The organism is Tianweitania populi, from assembly GCF_014652875.1.
GTDB classification, from domain to species: Bacteria; Pseudomonadota; Alphaproteobacteria; order Rhizobiales; family Rhizobiaceae; genus Tianweitania; species Tianweitania populi.
This window is the reverse complement of sequence record NZ_BMZQ01000001.1, coordinates 1,788,025-1,806,532: the sequence shown is the minus strand read 5'-3', so window position 1 is coordinate 1,806,532 and position 18,508 is coordinate 1,788,025. Positions and strand designations below refer to the sequence as shown.

Here is an 18,508-nt window from a genome sequence, read left to right as displayed (position 1 = left end):
ACAGTACGTAGTTGCCATACACCGACTCAACCAAGAGTTTGTGTCTGCCTTGGCGCTTTACAACAGCTGGCCCGTGAGGGGGCTGGGTGAGCTCCAGGCGTGTGAAGCCAACCCAAGGGAACCAAAATGGCTACTATCCAGGGAATTTACGTCGCCCTCTTCGGGCGTCCGGCCGATCCACTCGGCCTCGATTATTTCAATTCGATCACCGACGGCGGTAAGAACCTCTCGCAGATCAACAGCCTTGCTGGTCAGCCTGAGTACCTCGATCGCTTCGAAGGTCAGAACAATGTTCAGATCGTCACCTCGATCTACCAGGAACTGTTCGGCCGTAACCCAGATGCTGCCGGCCTTGCCTTTTTCACGGCCCAGCTGAACTCCGGCGCCCAGAACATCAACACCATCGCCATCAACATCCTCGACGGCGCTCGCGGTGAAGATGCTGCCCTGGTTGCCGCTAAGATCGCCGCTGCTGACCAGTTCACGGCCGCTGTACGCGCTGATCCGGATGCTCTCGCTGCCTATCAGGGCCAAAGCGGTATTAGTGCTGGTCAGGCTTTCCTTGACCAGGTTAATTCGCCTGACGTCAAGTTCACGGATGCCCAAGTCGCTGACCAGGTTTCTGACATCGGCAATGGTATCCCGAGTGGCGGAGATGGCCTGCTCTTCAACTTGACCGCTGGCGTAGATACCTTTGCCCCGAACACCAACGTCGTTGCCAACCAGACGACAAGCGGCGATGATCGCTTCGAAGCCGCCGCGGGAACTTTGAATACCGGCGACCTGATTGATGGGGGGCGCGGTCGTGACGTGCTCAACGCTGCGGTTGGCGCCTCGGTTGCTCCTACTGTTCGTAACGTCGAAGTACTGAATCTGTCTGCCGCTATTGCCGCTTCTGTGTTCGACGCTGCAAACGTCTCGGCTGCTGAGCAGATTAATTTCACGGGTGTAGCCGCTGCTGGCAATGATCTGACGATCAATAATGTTACTTTGGGTCAGGATATTGGATATTCGGCAGCTTCTGCTGGGAGCAATCTCACGGTAAACTTCTTGGCAGCCACGGGTGCTGCTGACGCCGCGTCTGTAAGCCTTTCTGGTGCTAACGGCATCTTGACGCTGAACGGCATTGAAACGGTCAACCTCGACGCCAGCGCCGCCAGCACAGTGACACTCGGTGCCACCACAGCAACAGTTGTTAACATCACCGGCTCGGCTACTACACTGAACTATGCTGCGACCGTTGCTGCCACCATCGCGAGCGGTGACGGCGCCGATACCATCAACTTGACTGGTGCTACAGCGGCTCAGACAGTCGTGTCTGGTGCGGGTAATGACACGATTGCTATCGATGGCAACTTTGCTCATACCCTTACTGGTGGTGCAGGGAACGACACGTTCGTCATCACTACGGACGGAGTAGCTGGTTTGACTGCTGCTAATATCGCTTCGGCATCTGCGCTATCGGCTGCAGCAATCGAGATCACCGACTTCTCTGCGTCTGATCTGCTGCAACTCAATCTTGATGCTGGAGTCGTATCGACTTTGACGGGTACAGAGTTGAGCAACGTTGCGGGTCAGACTGATCTGTTGCTTGCAACCAACGCTGCGCTTGGCTTTGCGGGTGCTAACGCAAACGAGCAGGCTGTTGAGTTCCAGTACGGTGGGAACACCTATGTGGTTGTAGATGAAGATGGCTCCGGCACGCTTTCGGCTAACGATGCTCTCGTTCAGCTGACTGGCCTGTCCGATTTGGGTGCATCACAGCTCCAGCTCGTCTAAGACAATTAAAAAGAAGGCCCGCACTGAGCGGTGCAGGCCTTTTTTATTTAGGCGACATTTGCTGGCGAAACGAATATCCATGTTGGAGTAGCATACTACGAATGTCTGTTTGCCGCTCATCCGTTCGCTGGTTCCAATGAATCTTGCTTTCACTTCTACCGGCTACCGCGGCGAAGTCTTCATTTAGACGTTGAATCACTTGAGTGGTGCGTAGTGTTTTTCAAGAATGTATTTCGTGCATAAAAAAATCCCCGCTGAAGCGGGGATTTTTTATCCTGTACGAAGCTCAAGCTATGTCAAACACCAATGTGCTTGACCCCACCAGATCGAGGCTGCCTTTCTCATAAACTTCAAGAGACACCGTGTAGAGGCCCTTGTCGCTTGCAGCGGGTCCGAACAGATGCCCGCCCTCAGGCTGGTACCAACCGAGTGCCTGAACGTTCTGTGAAACGTGAGTGTTGCCCGCATCATCAGTGAGGCTGACAGGTTGGTTGTGGGTGTCTGTCCAAGATCCGTTATCGAAGGTCCAGTCAAAGGCACCATTGCTATCCGCGCTAGCTTTGGCGCTTAAATCGATGAAGCTGGTGATTGCTGTTGGATTCGTGTCGATGTGGAGCCTGAAGTCGTACTGTCCGAGTAGAGAAGCTAGAGACGCTCCTGGCTGTCCGTTATCAGGCAGGCTCGCGATAGAAAACTTAAAAGTCGGTACCTCCCCATCGGCAACATGGATGACACCATCTTGCGGGGCGTACACACGCCCTCGCTGGGCCTGCCCACCCAACGCAATCTCAAGATCAGGCGCACCATTCTGATTTAGGTCGATCTGAACGACACGGAACTCGTCACCAGAGTTGCCCGTGCCGTTCAGCATGGAACCATCGCTCTTCAGAGCGACCGGTGACAACACTCCATCTGTAGCCGTCAGCTTTGACGTGTAAGGCGCAACGTCCAACGTGATCTGTTCGTTGGCGACGATCTGCCCGCTCTTCGTAACCTCTAGCGAGACGGAATATTCGCCTGCTTGAAGGCTTCCGTTGGATGCTGCTGACGCGCCGTACCACAACGGAGTTTGAATATTCTGAGTGACGTGGTTGTTCCCCTCGTCGTCGAAGATCGGATTACCGGCAGTACGAACCCAATTGTAACCTGAATCCTGCGCTGCCTCACCGGTTGTTGTGGAAGTCTGCTGCTGTAGCGTTAGCGAGGTCGAGTTTGCGCCAAACCCAGTACCGCCATCGTTGTCGATCTTGAGCGTGAAGACATAGCCTTCTTTGATCAATTGCTCGATCGTCTTCTCGCCAAGTGAGGCGACGGAGAAGGCAAAGCCAGCTTTGTCGTCGCCGTCGAAATGGTAGACACCATTAACTGCTGCAGCAACATCACCGACGCCGCGATGGTAGCCTTTTAGAGCCAACTCGATTTTTGATAGCGAGGTTTCAGTGATCTCGAAGTTCTTAGATGAATTGCCAGAACCCGCAAACAGCTGGCCAGCATCCTGTGCTTTGAGACTGAGCTCACCGGTTCTTGTACTCACCGTATCCACAGGCTGCGGAGTGCCACCACCGCCACCACCTGTTCCAGGCTGCGTCGGTTCTTCCGGCGGGTTCACCACGCCCTGGTCAATCGCCTGATCCACCTCGGCCTGCGTTGGCACCGATGCCGGATCGGCCGTCACCTGGCTGATGAAGGCGCGGCCTACGGCGGCGGCATCGTCGCCGACATAGGCGGCGATTTCTTCGGGTGTGTCGAGGCTGGCAGTGAACAAGTCCGCTGCCGCTTGCTTGTTCTCGATGATGGTCGCGTCGGTATTGCGCGCGCCGTCCAGGATGTTGATGGCGATCGTCTCGATCGTCTGCGTGCCGTTGGCCAGCGCGTCCACGAAGAAGGCGAGGCCAGCTGCGTCAGGCTCGCGTCCGAACAGCGCCTGATAGATCGTGCTGACGATCTGTTCCTGTGATTGTCCCTCGAACCGGTCGAGATACTCGTCCGACTGCGTCAAGCGGCCGATGAGGCCCGACAGATCCGTGCCGCCCTTGGTTTCGGCTTCCCAGTAAGCAAGTCCCGCCGGATCGGCCGGGCGGCCGAACAGCGCGATGTAGATTCCCTGAATAGTCGCCATTCCCAATCTCCCTGTGCGCGCCGGACATCAGATTGCCGGCCTCTGCGCAAAGATGATTTAGAACCTTAGGTTGTACTAAAGCAAGGGATATACATCCTGCGGCTGCTGTTGACAGCCAGTTAGACTTGCCTCCGCCAAGCAGCCATCAAGAAATACAACCCGCGGTGATGATGGTGGTTGTAGTCTGCTTAGCGCGCAGAAGTAGCCTCAGGTTGATGTCTCAAGGTTGTACCCCCGCAGCTAAAAATGCATGCATCGGTTGATGACAACTAAGGGTTGCGATATACAACCTTAGGAAGTGAACAGCGTCTGTTCACAATCAGCGAGCGCAGTTTCGCTGGCACCCCAACGCGCGGAACGCATGAAGATCCTGCATGTCTTCAAGACCTATCTGCCGGACAATTTCGGCGGCGTGGAGCGGGTGATCTGGGAGATCGCCGAGGGTGCTGCGCGGCAAGGTTTTGCGAGCGATGTTTTCACACTGAGCAAGACACCATCCGCCGAGCCCATCACCATCAGCAACCACCGCGTGCATCAGGCGAGCGCCACCCTCGACATCGCCTCCACCCCCATCGCCTTCACCGCCGCCACCCGGTTCCGCAACCTCGCGCAAGCCGCCGATCTCATCCACTACCACTTTCCCTGGCCGATGATGGACCTGTGGCATCTTCATGCCGGCGGGCGAGGGCGGCCGAGTGTGGTCACCTACCATTCCGATGTGGTGAAGCAGACGGCCCTGCTGAGGCTCTATCAGCCCCTCATGAACCGCTTTCTGGGATCGGTAGACCACATCGTCGCGACCTCGCCGCAGTACCTCGCGACGAGCCCCGTTCTGTCGCGATTTTCCGGAAAAACATCGGTCATTCCGCTCGGAATTAACCCGTTCTGCGCTGCAAAACCGGCAAATTGCGCTGCCATATCGTCGTTTTCCGGCCTTCCAGACCGGTTTTTCCTGTTTGTCGGCGCCCCTCGCTACTACAAGGGCCTGCCCTTCCTGTTCGAAGCCGCCCGCCAAACCGGCCTGCCCGTCGTGATCGCCGGCGGCACCCCGGAGGGGCATCAAGTCTCTGAAAACGTTACGCTTCTCGGCCCCGTCAGCGACGAAGAAAAAGCCGCTCTGCTGTCCCGCGCCGAAGCCTTCGTCTTCCCCTCACACCTCCGCTCCGAAGCCTTCGGCATCGCCCTCCTTGAAGCCGCTTTCGCCGGTAAGCCATTGATTTCATGCGAGATCGGCACCGGCACCAGCTATGTCAACCGCGACGGCCAAACCGGCCTCGTCGTCCCCCCAGCCGACCCCCAAGCCCTCGGCGATGCGATGCTAACCCTCTGGAATAACGAAGCTTTACGCGCTCGCCTGGGAGCTGCGGCTCGGCGTCGTGCCATGACCCACTTCCAGGCCGACCAGATGGTCGACGCCTATTGCGACCTCTACCGCAAGCTCCTGAACATCCCCGCCGAACCGCAAAAACACCATCCGTCTCAACCCCAAAGCTACCAACAGGTGCGCCATGGTTGATAACAAAATCAGAGACTTAGACCTCAGACTAACGGCCGCGAACCCGCGTAATCTCAGCGGCATGTGGGACCTCGGCGTCGATCTCCACCGTCATTTCGGCCTGCCGCCGTTCCATAGTGTCGGCTCCGAAAATCCGGTCCTCTCGCTCGACGCCGCCACGGCCCTGATGAAGCTCGTTCTAGCCGACAGCCAGCCGCATTTGTTCATGTCGATCAATGGCTTGATGAACCCGCCCACAGAGTTCTGGCGGGCCGAAATCGGCTGGCCGCACAACACCTATCGCGGCAAGGGAAAGAGCGCCGCACTCGCTTTGTGCATCGCCATCCTGCGCGCCCATGAAGGCAACGCAATCAACCGCGACACCGAACAGCCTTCGTGGTTGCGGTCGGAATCTTGGCAGAGCGAGCTCGCGGCAGTGTCTACTTAAACAAGCGATGTCAATGACTTAGCGCCCATCACCGCAGCGCATCTGGCGAGGTATCCGCCATCGCGCGCCAGTGGTTCAGCACATCCGTCAATGTCTCCGCCAGAGGAACGACCGGCTTCCAGCCGAACGTTTCCTGCGCGGCGGAAGCATCGCCCGAGACAACCGGAACCTCGCTGGCCCGCATCAAGCCTGGATCCTGTTCTACGGTGATGGCGCTTTCCGACAGCCTGATGAGCATGTCCAGGATGGTCTGGATCGCGATGGGGGAGCCGGTTGCGAGATTGAAGGCGCCGGTGATTTTGGTATTTTTACCAGTTGCACCAATGAGATAGGCATCCACGACATCTCGCACGTCCATGAAGTCGCGCGCGGCTTCCAGGTTGCCAACCTTCATCACAGGCTCCTGCCAGCCGCGTTCGATGCGCACGATCTGCCGAGCGAAGGCGGAAACGACATAGGCTTGGGCTTGGCCGGGGCCGGTGTGGTTGAAGGGGCGGAAGCGGATGGCGTTGAGCCCTTCGCGCGCCATCTGGCCGAGCATCAGATCGGCTGCGGCCTTGGTCGCGCCATAGACAGATGTCGGCTGCAACGGCGCGTCTTCCCGCAAGGGTTTGGGATGGCTGGCGAAGGTTGCGCCATAGGCTTCCGAGCTGCCGGCGAAGATGAGGCGGGCATCGGGCGTTTTGCTGCGCAATGCATGGGCGAGGTTGAAGGTACCCATGACGTTGACGGCCCAGGCTTCTGCCGGATCGTTGGCGGCATCGCGAGGGGAGGCGATGGCGGCCAGATGGATCAGGGCGGTGGGCTTCACCTGGTCGATGATGGCTTTCACGGCATCCGCATCGCGAATGTCGACCATCGGCTCGTTGGGAGCGTTTAGACCGACAAGCGTGATGTCAGCCGCATCTGGCCGCTCCTGCACACGGCGGGTGAGAACCGTGCCGACAAAACCTTGCAGGCCGGTAACGAGAAGCCGATGCCGGGTCATGAGGTCCTTTCGGCGTCAGCGCAGCTTGCGCTTCCAACGTTCAAGATCGGCGTCCACCATTTCACGGATCATGTCTTCCATGGTGATCTCCGCTTCCCAGCCAAGCTTGGTCTTTGCCTTTGTTGGATCGCCAAGGAGGACGTCGACTTCGGCTGGGCGGAACAAGGCTGGATCTATCACCAGATGCTTGTCGAGGTCGAGGCCGGCATGGTCAAAGGCGATCTCGCACATGGTGCGAACGGTGGAAGTGCGGCCTGTGGCGACGACGTAATCGTCCGGTTCTTCCTGCTGCAGCATCAGCCACATGGCGCGGACATAATCGCGCGAATGGCCCCAATCGCGTTTGGCGTCGATATTCCCGAGCCGCAACTCGCCTTGCGTGCCGAGCTTGATACGAGCGATTGCGTCGGTGACCTTGCGGGTCACGAACTCGATGCCGCGCAGCGGCGACTCGTGGTTGAACAGGATGCCGCTGGAGGCGTGGATGCCGAAGCTTTCGCGGTAGTTCACGGTCAGCCAATGGCCATAAAGCTTGGCGACGGCGTAGGGCGAACGCGGGTAGAAGGGCGTCTGCTCGCTCTGCATGGGCTCGCGGATGCGGCCATACATTTCTGAGGAAGAGGCCTGGTAGAAGCGGGCTTTCGGCTGGGCGATGCGAACGGCTTCCAGCACATTGGTGACGCCGAGGCCGGTGACGTGGCCGGTCAGGATCGGCTGCTGCCAGGACGAATGCACAAAGCTCTGCGCGGCCAGGTTGTAGACCTCGTCAGGCTGGATATCCTGAATGGTGCGGATCAACGCCGAAAGGTCGAGAAGATTACCGTCAACGATACGAACCTGACGCTCGATCCCAAGCCACTCCAACCGGCTGAGATTAACGTCGGAACTGCTGGAGCGGCGGGCAAGACCATGAACTTCATAGCCTTTTTGCAGCAGAAGTTCAGCGAGATAGGCGCCATCCTGGCCGGTGATGCCCGTAACGAGCGCTTTCTTCGACAAGGCAATGCTCCACTTGAAGGTCTTCGACAAGAAGACGGCTGCGCGGCTTATGCCATCGCACCATAATCAACTTCAAGTAGTATAACGGAGGGCTATTTTGCAACCCTTAATTGTGCAAGGTAGTAGGCGTAGAAGGCGAAGCCGGCAGTGATCAGGATGAAGGACTCGCCGATGGCTAGACGGTTGTTGGAGTTGGTCAGCAGGGTCACGGCAAAGAACAGAATGCCGAACAGCCAGGCCTTCGCCTCCACCGTTCCAAGCAGCCTCTTTTGCCACGCGCGCAGGATCCACCAGGCAAAGGCGGCATAAAGGGCTGCAAAGAAGGCGAGCCCACTCAGGCCATAGCGGATGGCGATTTCGACGTAGCCATTATGCATGAGATTGTAGGGCACCGAGGCATAGGTCGTTGTGGCCCATATGCGCTGCCAGCCGACACCCGCGCCGAAGATCGGATGCGCCGTGATGATCTCGAGCGCATTCATCCAGAGCATCAGGCGTTCGTTGAAGGAGAAGGGCACGGACCCCTGCGCAATGGCCGTGCGAACGGCGCCAACGCCATCCAGCAGCGTCGCATCGAAGAGGGCCAAGCCGCTTGCCGTCACTGGGGCAAGCTCGCGGATGATGCCGGCGCTTGCGATGAACAGGATGATGGCCAAGCCCAGCAAGCCGATCGATGCGCCCACAAGCACCTGCCTGCGTGGCAGATGCACGAGGCTCGTCAGCGCCTGGATGGGCAGGGACAAAGCAAGTGCCAGCCAGACGCCCTTCGACTTGGCGCCATAAATGCCGAGCAAGCAAAGCGCGATCACAGCCAAGGCAAGTGCCAGGCGGAGAGCCTGTTCAAGCGGACGCTGGTTCGCACGATTTCGATACGCGTTCTCAGCATAAGCCAGCGCGCAGATCGTGATGAGGCCGGCAGCGACGGAAGCGTGGATGGTGTTGTTCTGAAACAGGAAGGGCGTCCGCTCGCCATCGAACACATGGTGCAGATCGATGGTGACGCCGAGCATCACGAGGCTGATCAGCATGAACAAGTCGGCCAGGCCGGCCAGCCGATCTCGAATGCGGAAGAAGGCGTAGCCGATCGTGGGGAAGAGCAGGGGGAAGAGGTAGATGCCTTCAGCCGAGCCATGCTTGCCGGGTACGCTGAAGAAGACCCAGCCATAGCGCAGCCCGACATAAAGAGCCCAGATCACACAGGCCAAGCCGCCCCAGCCTATGGATGGCCGTGCAGCTTGTGGTGTTCGCCAATAATCGACAAGCGCTGCGATGATCAGGACGCCGCAGCTATAGCGGTAGGCATCGCTTTCCACCCAGACGGCCGAGGCCGTGACGAGACAGATGAGAACGACGGCGAGGGAAAAGGCCGCTGGACCTCGCAGTTGCGCGATAACAGGCTTGAACGAAAAAATTGTCGGCGCTCCCACGGCAGCCACATCGTTGCAGTACACCCGCTTGGAGACGGATCATCTGCTGCGTGTGAAATGCCTTAGCGAAGAAGGCGGCCGAACAACAGAGCGAAGTGTGTCGGCACCCTCGCTCTAGCTGAGGCTGGTGGTCACGTCCGTCACGAGATCGATGTGGCCGATCACGGAAATGGCGCTGCCATCCTCCATGATGTTGGTCCAGATCCCGATGTGGTCGGAGCTGAGCGAAGCCGTATCATGCTGTTCGATCAACACGCGTCCATCGGCAAACTCCACGTCGTAGCTGCCGAAGCGAGCCATGAAATCGATGATCGTGTCGGTGAGCAGGTCGCCGGTCAGGGTCGTTTCGCGGAACAGGGCCACGCTTGTGTCGAGATCGGGAAGATTGGCGATGGTGATGTCGCCAAGACCGACCGGCAGGGCGGCGGCGTCGCCGTCATCGATGACAGAAGGTGTGTGGCCGGGCAGGGCCGTTTCGCTCAACAGGCTTTGAACGGCGCGGGCGGCGAGGCTGGTTGTGGTGGCTGTGTCCTGCGTGGTGGACGCTGGGGTGCTCACGCTGGCGTTGGCATCGGAAGAAACGGTGGGTTGCGATGCAGGAACGGTGGTGCCACCGCTTGACGCAACCGCGTGGTGGTCGTCATCGGCATGCGAGTGGGGGGCCTGAGGCTGCGGTGTGATCGTCTCAGGCGTGGAATGGTTAGGGGCTGCCGTGGCCTGTTCCGCAGGTGCTGCAATCGCTGCCGTGTGCATGGCGATCTGGATCTTGGGGCTGAGATCAACCGTACCGTGTTCAAGGGCTACCGCGTGCGCGGCTCCTGGAGACCGCGCATCCGCCGCCGTGTCCTCCGTTGCTGCAACAATTGCAGCGTCTTCATGATGTGCGTCGAGCGAGACGACACCGTCCGTGGGATGACCGTCATTGATTCCGACGAGTTCGGACAACTGATGATCAGCGGCAAGCTGGGCGCGGGCGAGCTCGACGCTGAGAATGGCGCCGGCGATCGCTGCGGCTGCTGCTGGGGCATCGGCAATATCGAAGATGCGCGCAACGGCCTGATGCAGGCGTGGGGCCATGCCCGCATCCTGCTTGCGCGTAGCATCGGCGGTGGCGCCTGTTTCGATCAGGGTCTTCGCCTGAGCGGTGCCGCCATTTTCCAGCTTGAACAGAAGGAAGACCGCGGAGATCGACATGATGATGCGCGCTGCCGGATGCAACACGACATTGGAGTTGCGGTCCTGCCGGATGGCGACGAAGTCCCGCACGCTTTCCTCGAAAGCGAGGATGACATCGGTGATTGTTGGACGCGTCAGCCTCAGGTCCAGCGTTTCGCAGATCAGCATGCACTGACCATCGAAGCGCGCGACATGGAGGAAGACGTCCTGCGTGGCCGTGTCGAAGAACACCATCCAAGGGTCGCCGGCATCCGTCTGGCCGCGATCGATGCCGATCGCCACGCCGTTTTGCGCGAGCAGGTGATGGGCGCGGTAGAAGTCTGCCATTTCCTGCTGGGACCAGTCCTGCTGCATCACGAGAACAGCTGGGCTGGGGGTCGGCTTGCGGAACTGGAGAATGCGCATGGGACCTCTCTAGGCGATGGTAGTGCGTCTTTCTCGCATCCTTTTAGCAGTAAAGGATGGATGTCGTCGTGACCGTCGGCGGGGCTCTCCCGCCGGCAGTTTATTCCTCAAGCATGCCCTTGGAGAAGGCATCGCGCATCGGCTTGGTGATATATTGTACCAGCGTGCGCTCCGGGCCCACAAAGATCACGTCGGCCGGCATGCCGGGCACGAGACGACCCTTGACGTTTGCGGGCACGTCCTGCTCGGCGACCTGGACACGCGCAACATAATAGGGTTCGGACCGACCGTCTTCCGGCTGTACCACATCCTGTGACAGCACATGCACTGTGCCGAAGATCACAGGCGTCGTGCGGCTGGAGAAGGACGACAGCCGGACTTCCGCGACGTTGCCGATCGCGACATTGTCGATGTCGACGGGGCGGACGCGGGCGTTGATGATCAGGTTTTCGTCCAGCGGGATCAGGTCCATCAGGGGTTCGGCCGGACGGATGACGCCTGATTTGGTGTGGATCTGGATATTCTGGATCATGCCGCGCACCGGCGCGCGGATCACCGTGCGATCCAGGATATCGCGGGCCTGCTTGACCCGTTCGCCGGTCTCGTTGAGCTGGTCGCGGACCTCGCGCAGCTCATTGCTGGCGCGCTCGACGAATTCCTGGTTGATCTGCAGGATCTGCAGCTTGGTTTCGGCGATGGTCTGGTTGACCTTGGCGGTTTCGGCAACGATGCGGCCGAGATTGCCTTCAACCTCGATGCGCGAACGTGTGAGCTGCGCGACCTGGTTGGTGGCAACGACGCCGCCCTTCTGGCCGCGCGTCATGCGGCGGATTTCTTCCACCATCGAGCTTGCCTGCTCGGAGAAGGATTCGCGCTGGGCATCCAGCCCGCCGATCTCGTTCTGGAGCTGGTCGATGCGCGCGCCCAGAATGTCGATCTGGCCCTTCTTGGTGGCGAGGCGGTCGCGGAAGGAGTTGTGCTGCAGCCGGATGTAGAGCGGCTCGTCGCCCTTATCGTCGGTGAGCGGCAGGTCGGCGGGAAACTCGATTTTGTCGAGATTGGCGCTTTCAGCCTGCAAGCGGGCTTCGGTGGCACGCAGGAGATTGTAGCGCTGGCTGAGGATGTCGAAATTGCCTTGCGCCTGATTGGGCTGAAGACGCGCCAGAACATCGCCGGGCTGAACGACGTCGCCTTCCTGCACCGGAATTTCCTGCACGATGCCGCCTTCAAGGTGCTGAATGACCTTGCGGTTGCTGAAGACCACGACCTGACCCTGCGCCGCAACGCCGCTCGACAAAGGCGCTGTGGACGCCCAGGTGCCGAACACGCCGAAGGCGAGCGCGACCGTGACGTAGCCGGCCAGCACGAAGGGTCGGGGGGAAAAGCCGTCGGCGGGCTGCTTCGGGGCTTTCTTCATCGTGAGCATCTTGCCGAGCATCAGCTTGCCACCGTCATTGCGCGGGCTGCGACCGCTGGTTGATTGACCACGGGTAAGGGCGCCACGGCCTTGGGCTGCAGCACTTCGCGGGTCGGCCCAAAGGCGCGCATGCGGCCATCGGCCAGGATCAGCGCCTTGTCGCTCAGGGCGAGCAGGCCGATCTTGTGGCTGACGAAGATCACCGTGCGGTTGCGGGCCTTGAGGTCCTTGAGCGAACGCACAAGTGCTTCCTCGCCATCCATGTCGAGATTGGCGTTGGGTTCGTCGAGGATCAGCACAGCGGGATCGCCGAACAAAGCGCGGGCGAGGACGATGCGCTGACGTTGGCCGCCGGACAGCTGCCGGCCGCTGATGCCGATCTGCGTTTCGTAGCCGTCGGGCAGGGCCTGGATCATCTCGTGCACGCCGGCACGCTGAGACGCCAGCACGATCTCTTCGGCGGTGGCATCGCGGAAGCGGGCGATGTTTTCGGCGATGGTTCCAGCAAACAGCTCCACCGTTTGCGGGAGATAGCCGACATAGGTGCCGAGCTTGTCCTTGTTCCAGTGCTGCAGCTCGGAGCCGTCGAGCCGTACGCCACCGGCGATCGGCTGCCAGACGCCAACCAAGGCACGCACCAAGCTCGACTTTCCGGCGCCGCTTGGGCCGACCAGCGCCAATGCTTCGCCGGGCTCCAGCGCGAAGGACACGCCAGCCACGATCGGGTTGCGCGAGCCGGGAGGAGCGATCACCAGACCTTCGGTGGAGAACTGGCCGGTGGGGGCGGGCAATTGCAGACGCTCGGTTTCGCCGGGCACGCGGGTGAAGAGCTCGCTCAGGCGATTATACGCGCTGCGGGCGCCGATGAACTGCTTCCACTGGCCGACGACCTGATCCACCGGCGCAAGCGCGCGGCCCATCATGATGGAGGCGGCGACCATCATGCCGGGGCTCATTTCGCGCTCCAGCACGAGGTAAGCGCCGGTGCAGAGGATCGCGACCTGCAACACCATACGGACGAACTTGGAAGCCGAGACCAGCACGCCGGCGCGGTCGCTGGCGGTGGCCTGGAGTTCCAGCGTCTTGCGGTGCATGGCGTTCCAGCGTCCGCGCAGGCTGGTTTCCATGCCGAGCGCGCGGATGACCTCGACGTTCTGCAACGTCGTGTTGGCGAAGTGCTGGGCAGCCTGGGACGCGGAGTTGGCGTCATTCAGCGTCTTCTTGGTGGTGAACTCGTTGAGGATCGCGAGCACGAAGATGACCACGGCACCCGCCGTCGCCACCCAGCCGATGTAAGGGTGAAAGAAGAAGCAGACGGCCAGGAACACCGGCACCCACGGCACATCGCACAGCGAAATGAGGCCGGAGCCGGTCAGAAATTCGCGCAGGCGATCGATGTCGACGAGCGCGAATTCGGACTTCGCGCCGGGAGCGGCGAGGGCGCTGGAAACGACGCGCGAAAAGAGCGGGCTCGCCATCACATTGTCGAACTGCATGCCGGCGCGCACCAGAACACGGGAGCGAATCCATTCCAGCACGCCGTAGATGATCAGCATGGTGACGGCGATGACGGTCAGCGCGATCAGCGTGACTTCACTGCGGCTTTGCAGCACGCGATCATAGACCTGCAGCATGTAAAGCGGGCCAACGAACATCAGCGTGTTGATGGCGGCGCTGAACAGCACCACGGCGCCGAAGATCGCGCGATAGCTGCGCAGGGCGTCTTTGAACGTGTCGGATTTATTCATGGAAGTGCCTGCGCGTCATGTCGCTGCCGAGAAGTCGCATGGGGACGAGGGAATGAAGGGTCTTCAAAGTGGGCGCGCGAAGCCGTGGCATGTTCGTACCGGCCATGTCGGATGATCGCGATCATCTGTTCTCAAGCGTTTGATGGGCGACACGCTGCCTTGCTTCTCATTTCAGTGCATCGAAGGTCGCGCGGTCTGCTACCGAGTCCGACGGAACCCTTTGGAAATACGTCCAATCCCGGCAAATTGCAAAGTAAAGTTGGGTTCTTTGTGGCGAAGATCGCAATTTTGCTTGCTATATGGTTCCTGTTTGTAACGGTGTTGTGGTTACTGTACTTATAGAATGAGGAACTTTGCTTTAAATGCTGGCATCTAAGCTGTTCAGCGGCGCTTTGAAGTGCAGATTGCTGTACCATCGATCGCCAATGGACGCGGCATCATCGTTATGTTTATAAGAATATAACGGAGGGCAGAGGGTCCGCCGGTCATCATCAGGAGTTCCGATGTTCAATCGCAGACAGGTTGCAGGTTTTGCCGTTGCCGCTTTCTTCGCTGTGTCTAGCGTGGGAAGCTTCGTTTCAGCTGCCCAGGCACAGGAAAAGGTCACCGTCTTCGCGGCGGCCAGCCTGAAGAACGCGCTCGACAGCATCAACGCGGCGTGGAAGGCGACAAGCGGCAAGGAAGCCACCATCTCCTATGCTGCAAGCTCGGCGCTCGCCAAGCAGATCGAATCGGGTGCACCGGCTGACGTGTTCGTGTCCGCCGATCTCGACTGGATGAACTATCTGAAGGACAAGAAGCTCATCAAGACCGACACCGAAGTACAGCTTCTGGCCAACCGCATCGTGCTAGTCGCGCCTGCCGATGCGGCGGTGACGGCTGATATCAAGAAAGACTTCGATCTGGCTGGTCTCTTGAAGGGCGGCAAGCTCGCCATGGGCAACGTCGACTCCGTTCCGGCGGGCAAGTATGGGAGGGATGCGCTGGAACATCTCGGCGTCTGGAAGTCGGTTTCCGGCAATGTCGCGCAGGCTGAAAATGTGCGCGCCGCGCTAGCCCTGGTCGCCACCGGTGAGGCACCGCTTGGAATCGTGTATGAAACCGACGCGGTTGCGGAAAAGAAGGTGAAGGTGGTGGGCGTGTTCCCGGACAACAGCCATGATCCGATCATCTATCCGGCTGCCCAGACTGCCGAAGCCAAGTCGGCCGATGCCGGCGCATTCCTCGATTACCTGAAGACGGCGGAAGCCAAGACGCTGTTTGAAGCGCAGGGCTTCACGGTTCTTCCCGCCGCTGCCAAATAAGGCTGGATGGGAATGGAATGGCTTGCGCTCAGTCCTGACGAATGGAACGCCGTGCGGCTGTCGCTGCGCGTGTCCTTCTGGGCAACGATCGCGAGCCTGCCTCTCGGCATTCTTGTCGCCTATGTGCTGGCGCGCCGGGAGTTCTGGGGCAAGTCGCTGTTGAACGGCATCGTGCACTTGCCCCTCATTCTTCCGCCGGTGGTAACCGGTTATGTCCTGCTTCTCACCTTCGGGCGCCGTGCGCCGGTCGGTTCCTTTCTCGACAGCGCCTTCGGCATCGTCTTTTCCTTTCGCTGGACGGGTGCCGCGCTTGCCTGTGGCGTGATGGCCTTTCCGCTGATGGTGCGGGCGATCCGCCTGTCGATCGAGGCTGTGGACCGTAAGCTGGAAGCTGCCGCCGGCACGCTGGGCGCCAGCCCTGCCTGGGTCTTCGCCACCGTCACCCTGCCGCTGATCCTGCCCGGTATCATCGCCGGCATGATCCTCGCTTTTGCCAAGGCGATGGGTGAGTTCGGTGCGACCATCACCTTCGTGTCCAACATTCCCGGTGAAACGCAGACCCTGCCGTCCGCCATCTACACCTTCACGCAGGTTCCGGGCGGCGAGTTCGGCGCGCTGCGGCTGACCCTCGTTTCGGTTGTTATCGCCATGGTCGCGTTGATCGCTTCCGAAGTGATGGCGCGGCGTCTCAACCGGCAGATCGCAATCGAATGACGATCTCCGTCGATCTGAAAAAGCGGCTCGGTTCTTTCACGCTGGAAGCCACCTTTGCGGGCAGTGGCGCACTGACGGCTTTGTTTGGTCAGTCCGGCTCCGGCAAGACGTCGCTTGTCAATCTGATCGCGGGTTTGACCAAGCCCGACCAAGGCCGGATCGTTGTTGGCGACACGGTGCTGGTGGATACGACCAAGCGCATCTTCCTGCCGCCGCACAAGCGCCGGATCGGCTATGTCTTCCAGGATGCGCGTTTGTTTCCGCATCTGACGGTGAGCCAGAACCTGCGTTACGGGCGCTGGTTTGCGCCCAAGGTAGAGCGCTATGCCGACATTGATGGCGTGGTGGAGCTGCTGGGCATCGGCCATCTGCTTCAGCGCCGGCCGGACGCTTTGTCGGGTGGTGAAAAACAGCGTGTCGCGATCGGGCGCGCGCTGATCGCCAGTCCAAGGCTGATGCTGATGGACGAGCCGCTGGCCGCGCTTGATGATGCGCGCAAGGCGGAGATCCTGCCCTATATCGAACGGCTGCGCGACGAAACGAAGATCCCGATCATCTATGTCAGCCATTCCGTTGCTGAAGTGGCGCGGCTGGCCAACGACGTCGTGATCCTGTCGGGTGGACGCGTGCTTTCGCATGGGCTGGCTGCGGATGTTCTGGCACGCCATGACCTTCTGCCTGCCAGCGAAAAGGCGGAGGCCGGCGCGCTGATCCAGCTCGTCGTTGCCGAACAGGAGCCTCCTTATGGGCTGACCGTTCTGCGTTCCAAGGGCGGCGAGTGGCGCTTGCCTCGGATCGAGGCGGCAACGGGCACCAAAGTCCGCGTTCGAGTGCGGGCGCGCGACGTCATGCTTGCGACGGAGAAGCCGAGCGGCATCAGCGCGCTCAATGTGCTGGAGGGTGTTGTCGCCGGCATCGATACAGGCGACGGGCCGGATGTTCTCGTGACGCTGGTATGCGGTGATGATCGCTTATTTTCCCGCATTACGCGGCGGTCGCTCGAAACCATGGCGCTTCGAACCGGACAGCGTTTATACCTTGTGATCAAGGCGGTGAGCTTCGAGGGCGGCGCTGCCGCCTTCCGCCATCCCGCCGCCGGTTAATAAGGATATGCCTCATCATGCCGTCGCTCAGCCTGCGCATCAAGCTTGATCCGGCCGGCCGCATCGGCTCGGGCAAGATCGACCTGCTCGAGCAGATCGCGGCTTCAGGCTCGATTTCTGCAGCGGCCCGGCAGATGGGCATGTCCTACAAGCGTGCCTGGGATCTCGTTGAAGAAATGAAGCGCATGTTTGGTCGTCCGGTTGTGGACGCGCAAACAGGCGGCAAACATGGTGGTGGGGCGCAGTTGACGGATATGGGTGAGATGCTGGTGAGCCGATATCGTGCGGTGGAAGAGGCAGCCACACGCGCCGGGCAGGAGCATATGGATGCGTTGCAGGCGGAAATGGCGCAGCCTCAAGACAGCGCTTCGTCGGATGATCAAGCCTGAGCGAGTTTTGCCGTGCTCAGAACGGCTTCCATTCGTTCGCGCCAGCCTGGACCGGTTGCCTGAAACTTGCTGACGACGTCGCGGTCGAGATCGACGGTGATGTCGACGCGCCGGTTGGCATCGAGCGCTAGAAGGTGAGTATCAACGGGGAGCTCGATCCTCGTTGTGGAAAAACTCTTGTTCTCAGGTGTCATTGCCGCACTCCGGTGCTGCATTTCAAGCTGGACATTAGCATTTCCTTACGTGCTTGAAAAGACAACCTGCGCGCTCATCTTTTGGCGCTGTTGGAACAGGCGTACTGCTGGCCGGGTTGTCCTTCGAACAAGCGAAGGAGCCGGAAGATTTATGGCCATTGATGTCAGAGAAGAAGCGTTGTTGACCCGGATTGCGGTGCGTCACGATCTGTCCAGAGACGCGGTCAAGACCGTGCTCGATGCCCTGCGGCGCGGTGGCGGTATGGCACAGTTCAGCCATCCGGATTTCGGCGGGATGGCACAATGGTCGCCGGGCATGACGATGGTCGGCGACATGTTCAACACCAGCATGAAAGGTAAGCTTGATGCCGTTGCGACGGAGCTTGCCGCTTATCTGAAGGATACGCCTGCACCTGAAATGAAATCGGAGGTTCGGGCGTCTTCCGCGGCACCAATCCGGCAAGAAGAAGCCGCGACCGGGCGACAGGCAGGCAATCAGTGGTGGCCGTCCGACCTCGGTTCTCCGTCCACGTCCGGATCGCAGAACGCGATGCGCTATGCCGTCTTCGCCGAGAAACGGCGTTTGGTGATCGACGAGGGCGGCACGATCAGCGTCTATGACACCGGCGATCATCGCATTCACGGCGTGGCGCAGGCACAATCGGCCTCTGCAACTCTGACGTTTACCAGCCAAAGCGGTCCGGTCGACCTCGCGCAACTCACGAAAATTTCAGGAGCATCTTAGCCCTTAGGTGCACTTGCGTCCTTGCTGCGGACTGTGCATCTTCCCCAACGCAAGCGGA

At 60.0% G+C, this 18,508-nt stretch carries 16 protein-coding genes; 8 read left to right on the top strand and 8 right to left on the bottom strand.

Features of this window, described 5'->3' with window-relative positions; all coding sequences use genetic code 11:
* The first annotated feature begins 126 nt into the window (after positions 1-126).
* Complete coding sequence (locus IE166_RS08775; RefSeq protein ID WP_189503048.1) at positions 127-1,779, top strand: DUF4214 domain-containing protein; 1,653 nt, start codon at positions 127-129, stop codon at positions 1,777-1,779.
* A 286-nt stretch (positions 1,780-2,065) separates the two neighbouring features.
* Here the strand turns inward: IE166_RS08775 and IE166_RS08770 are convergent, their stop codons facing one another.
* Positions 2,066-3,898: a DUF4214 domain-containing protein gene (locus IE166_RS08770; protein ID WP_189503047.1), complete on the bottom strand. Its 1,833-nt coding sequence runs from the start codon at positions 3,896-3,898 to the stop codon at positions 2,066-2,068.
* A 361-nt stretch (positions 3,899-4,259) separates the two neighbouring features.
* Between IE166_RS08770 and IE166_RS08765 the strand changes: the two genes are divergently transcribed.
* Together IE166_RS08765 and IE166_RS08760 are read left to right on the top strand one after the other, a co-directional pair.
* Entirely contained in the window at positions 4,260-5,414 is a 1,155-nt protein-coding gene (locus tag IE166_RS08765; RefSeq protein WP_189503046.1) for a glycosyltransferase, read from the top strand.
* Positions 5,407-5,841, top strand: a complete 435-nt coding sequence (locus tag IE166_RS08760; protein ID WP_189503045.1) for a hypothetical protein — start codon at positions 5,407-5,409, stop codon at positions 5,839-5,841. Before IE166_RS08765 ends, IE166_RS08760 begins: the two co-directional genes overlap by 8 nt.
* A 28-nt stretch (positions 5,842-5,869) precedes the next feature.
* Here IE166_RS08760 and IE166_RS08755 read toward each other — a convergent pair whose 3' ends face one another.
* From IE166_RS08755 to IE166_RS08730, 6 genes are all read right to left on the bottom strand, one after another.
* Positions 5,870-6,829: a GDP-mannose 4,6-dehydratase gene (locus IE166_RS08755; protein WP_189503044.1), complete on the bottom strand. Its 960-nt coding sequence runs from the start codon at positions 6,827-6,829 to the stop codon at positions 5,870-5,872.
* A 15-nt stretch (positions 6,830-6,844) separates the two neighbouring features.
* A complete protein-coding gene (gene gmd, locus IE166_RS08750; protein ID WP_189503043.1) occupies positions 6,845-7,828 on the bottom strand; it encodes a GDP-mannose 4,6-dehydratase in 984 nt (327 codons plus the stop codon).
* Positions 7,829-7,920: 92 nt separating this feature from the next.
* The gene (locus IE166_RS08745) at positions 7,921-9,255 is read right to left on the bottom strand and encodes an O-antigen ligase family protein (RefSeq protein ID WP_189503042.1); all 1,335 of its coding nucleotides are present in this window, start codon (positions 9,253-9,255) and stop codon (positions 7,921-7,923) included.
* A 114-nt stretch (positions 9,256-9,369) separates the two neighbouring features.
* On the bottom strand, positions 9,370-10,836 hold the full coding sequence (locus IE166_RS08740; protein ID WP_189503041.1) for a hypothetical protein: 1,467 nt from the start codon (positions 10,834-10,836) through the stop codon (positions 9,370-9,372).
* Between the two features lie 100 nt (positions 10,837-10,936).
* Positions 10,937-12,253: an HlyD family type I secretion periplasmic adaptor subunit gene (locus tag IE166_RS08735; RefSeq protein ID WP_189503040.1), complete on the bottom strand. Its 1,317-nt coding sequence runs from the start codon at positions 12,251-12,253 to the stop codon at positions 10,937-10,939.
* Between the two features lie 20 nt (positions 12,254-12,273).
* On the bottom strand, positions 12,274-14,001 hold the full coding sequence (locus tag IE166_RS08730; protein WP_189503039.1) for a type I secretion system permease/ATPase: 1,728 nt from the start codon (positions 13,999-14,001) through the stop codon (positions 12,274-12,276).
* 503 nt (positions 14,002-14,504) lie between these two features.
* Here IE166_RS08730 and modA point away from each other — a divergent pair.
* Genes modA through IE166_RS08710 form a run of 4 tightly spaced genes read left to right on the top strand, consistent with a single transcriptional unit; the run spans position 14,505 to position 17,511 of the window.
* On the top strand, positions 14,505-15,305 hold the full coding sequence (gene modA / locus IE166_RS08725) for a molybdate ABC transporter substrate-binding protein (protein ID WP_189503038.1): 801 nt from the start codon (positions 14,505-14,507) through the stop codon (positions 15,303-15,305).
* 12 nt (positions 15,306-15,317) lie between these two features.
* Positions 15,318-16,019, top strand: a complete 702-nt coding sequence (gene modB / locus IE166_RS08720; RefSeq protein ID WP_189503037.1) for a molybdate ABC transporter permease subunit — start codon at positions 15,318-15,320, stop codon at positions 16,017-16,019.
* On the top strand, positions 16,016-17,122 hold the full coding sequence (modC, locus tag IE166_RS08715) for a molybdenum ABC transporter ATP-binding protein (protein WP_189503036.1): 1,107 nt from the start codon (positions 16,016-16,018) through the stop codon (positions 17,120-17,122). Before modB ends, modC begins: the two co-directional genes overlap by 4 nt.
* Before the next feature lie 17 nt (positions 17,123-17,139).
* On the top strand, positions 17,140-17,511 hold the full coding sequence (locus tag IE166_RS08710; protein WP_189503035.1) for a winged helix-turn-helix domain-containing protein: 372 nt from the start codon (positions 17,140-17,142) through the stop codon (positions 17,509-17,511).
* On the opposite strand, the gene IE166_RS08705 is transcribed toward IE166_RS08710, so the two are convergent.
* Positions 17,502-17,705, bottom strand: a complete 204-nt coding sequence (locus tag IE166_RS08705) for a BrnA antitoxin family protein (RefSeq protein ID WP_189503034.1) — start codon at positions 17,703-17,705, stop codon at positions 17,502-17,504. The two genes, IE166_RS08710 and IE166_RS08705, sit on opposite strands and share 10 nt — an antisense overlap.
* Before the next feature lie 151 nt (positions 17,706-17,856).
* Between IE166_RS08705 and IE166_RS08700 the strand changes: the two genes are divergently transcribed.
* Positions 17,857-18,450, top strand: a complete 594-nt coding sequence (locus IE166_RS08700; RefSeq protein WP_189503033.1) for a hypothetical protein — start codon at positions 17,857-17,859, stop codon at positions 18,448-18,450.
* The last annotated feature ends 58 nt before the right edge of the window (positions 18,451-18,508 follow it).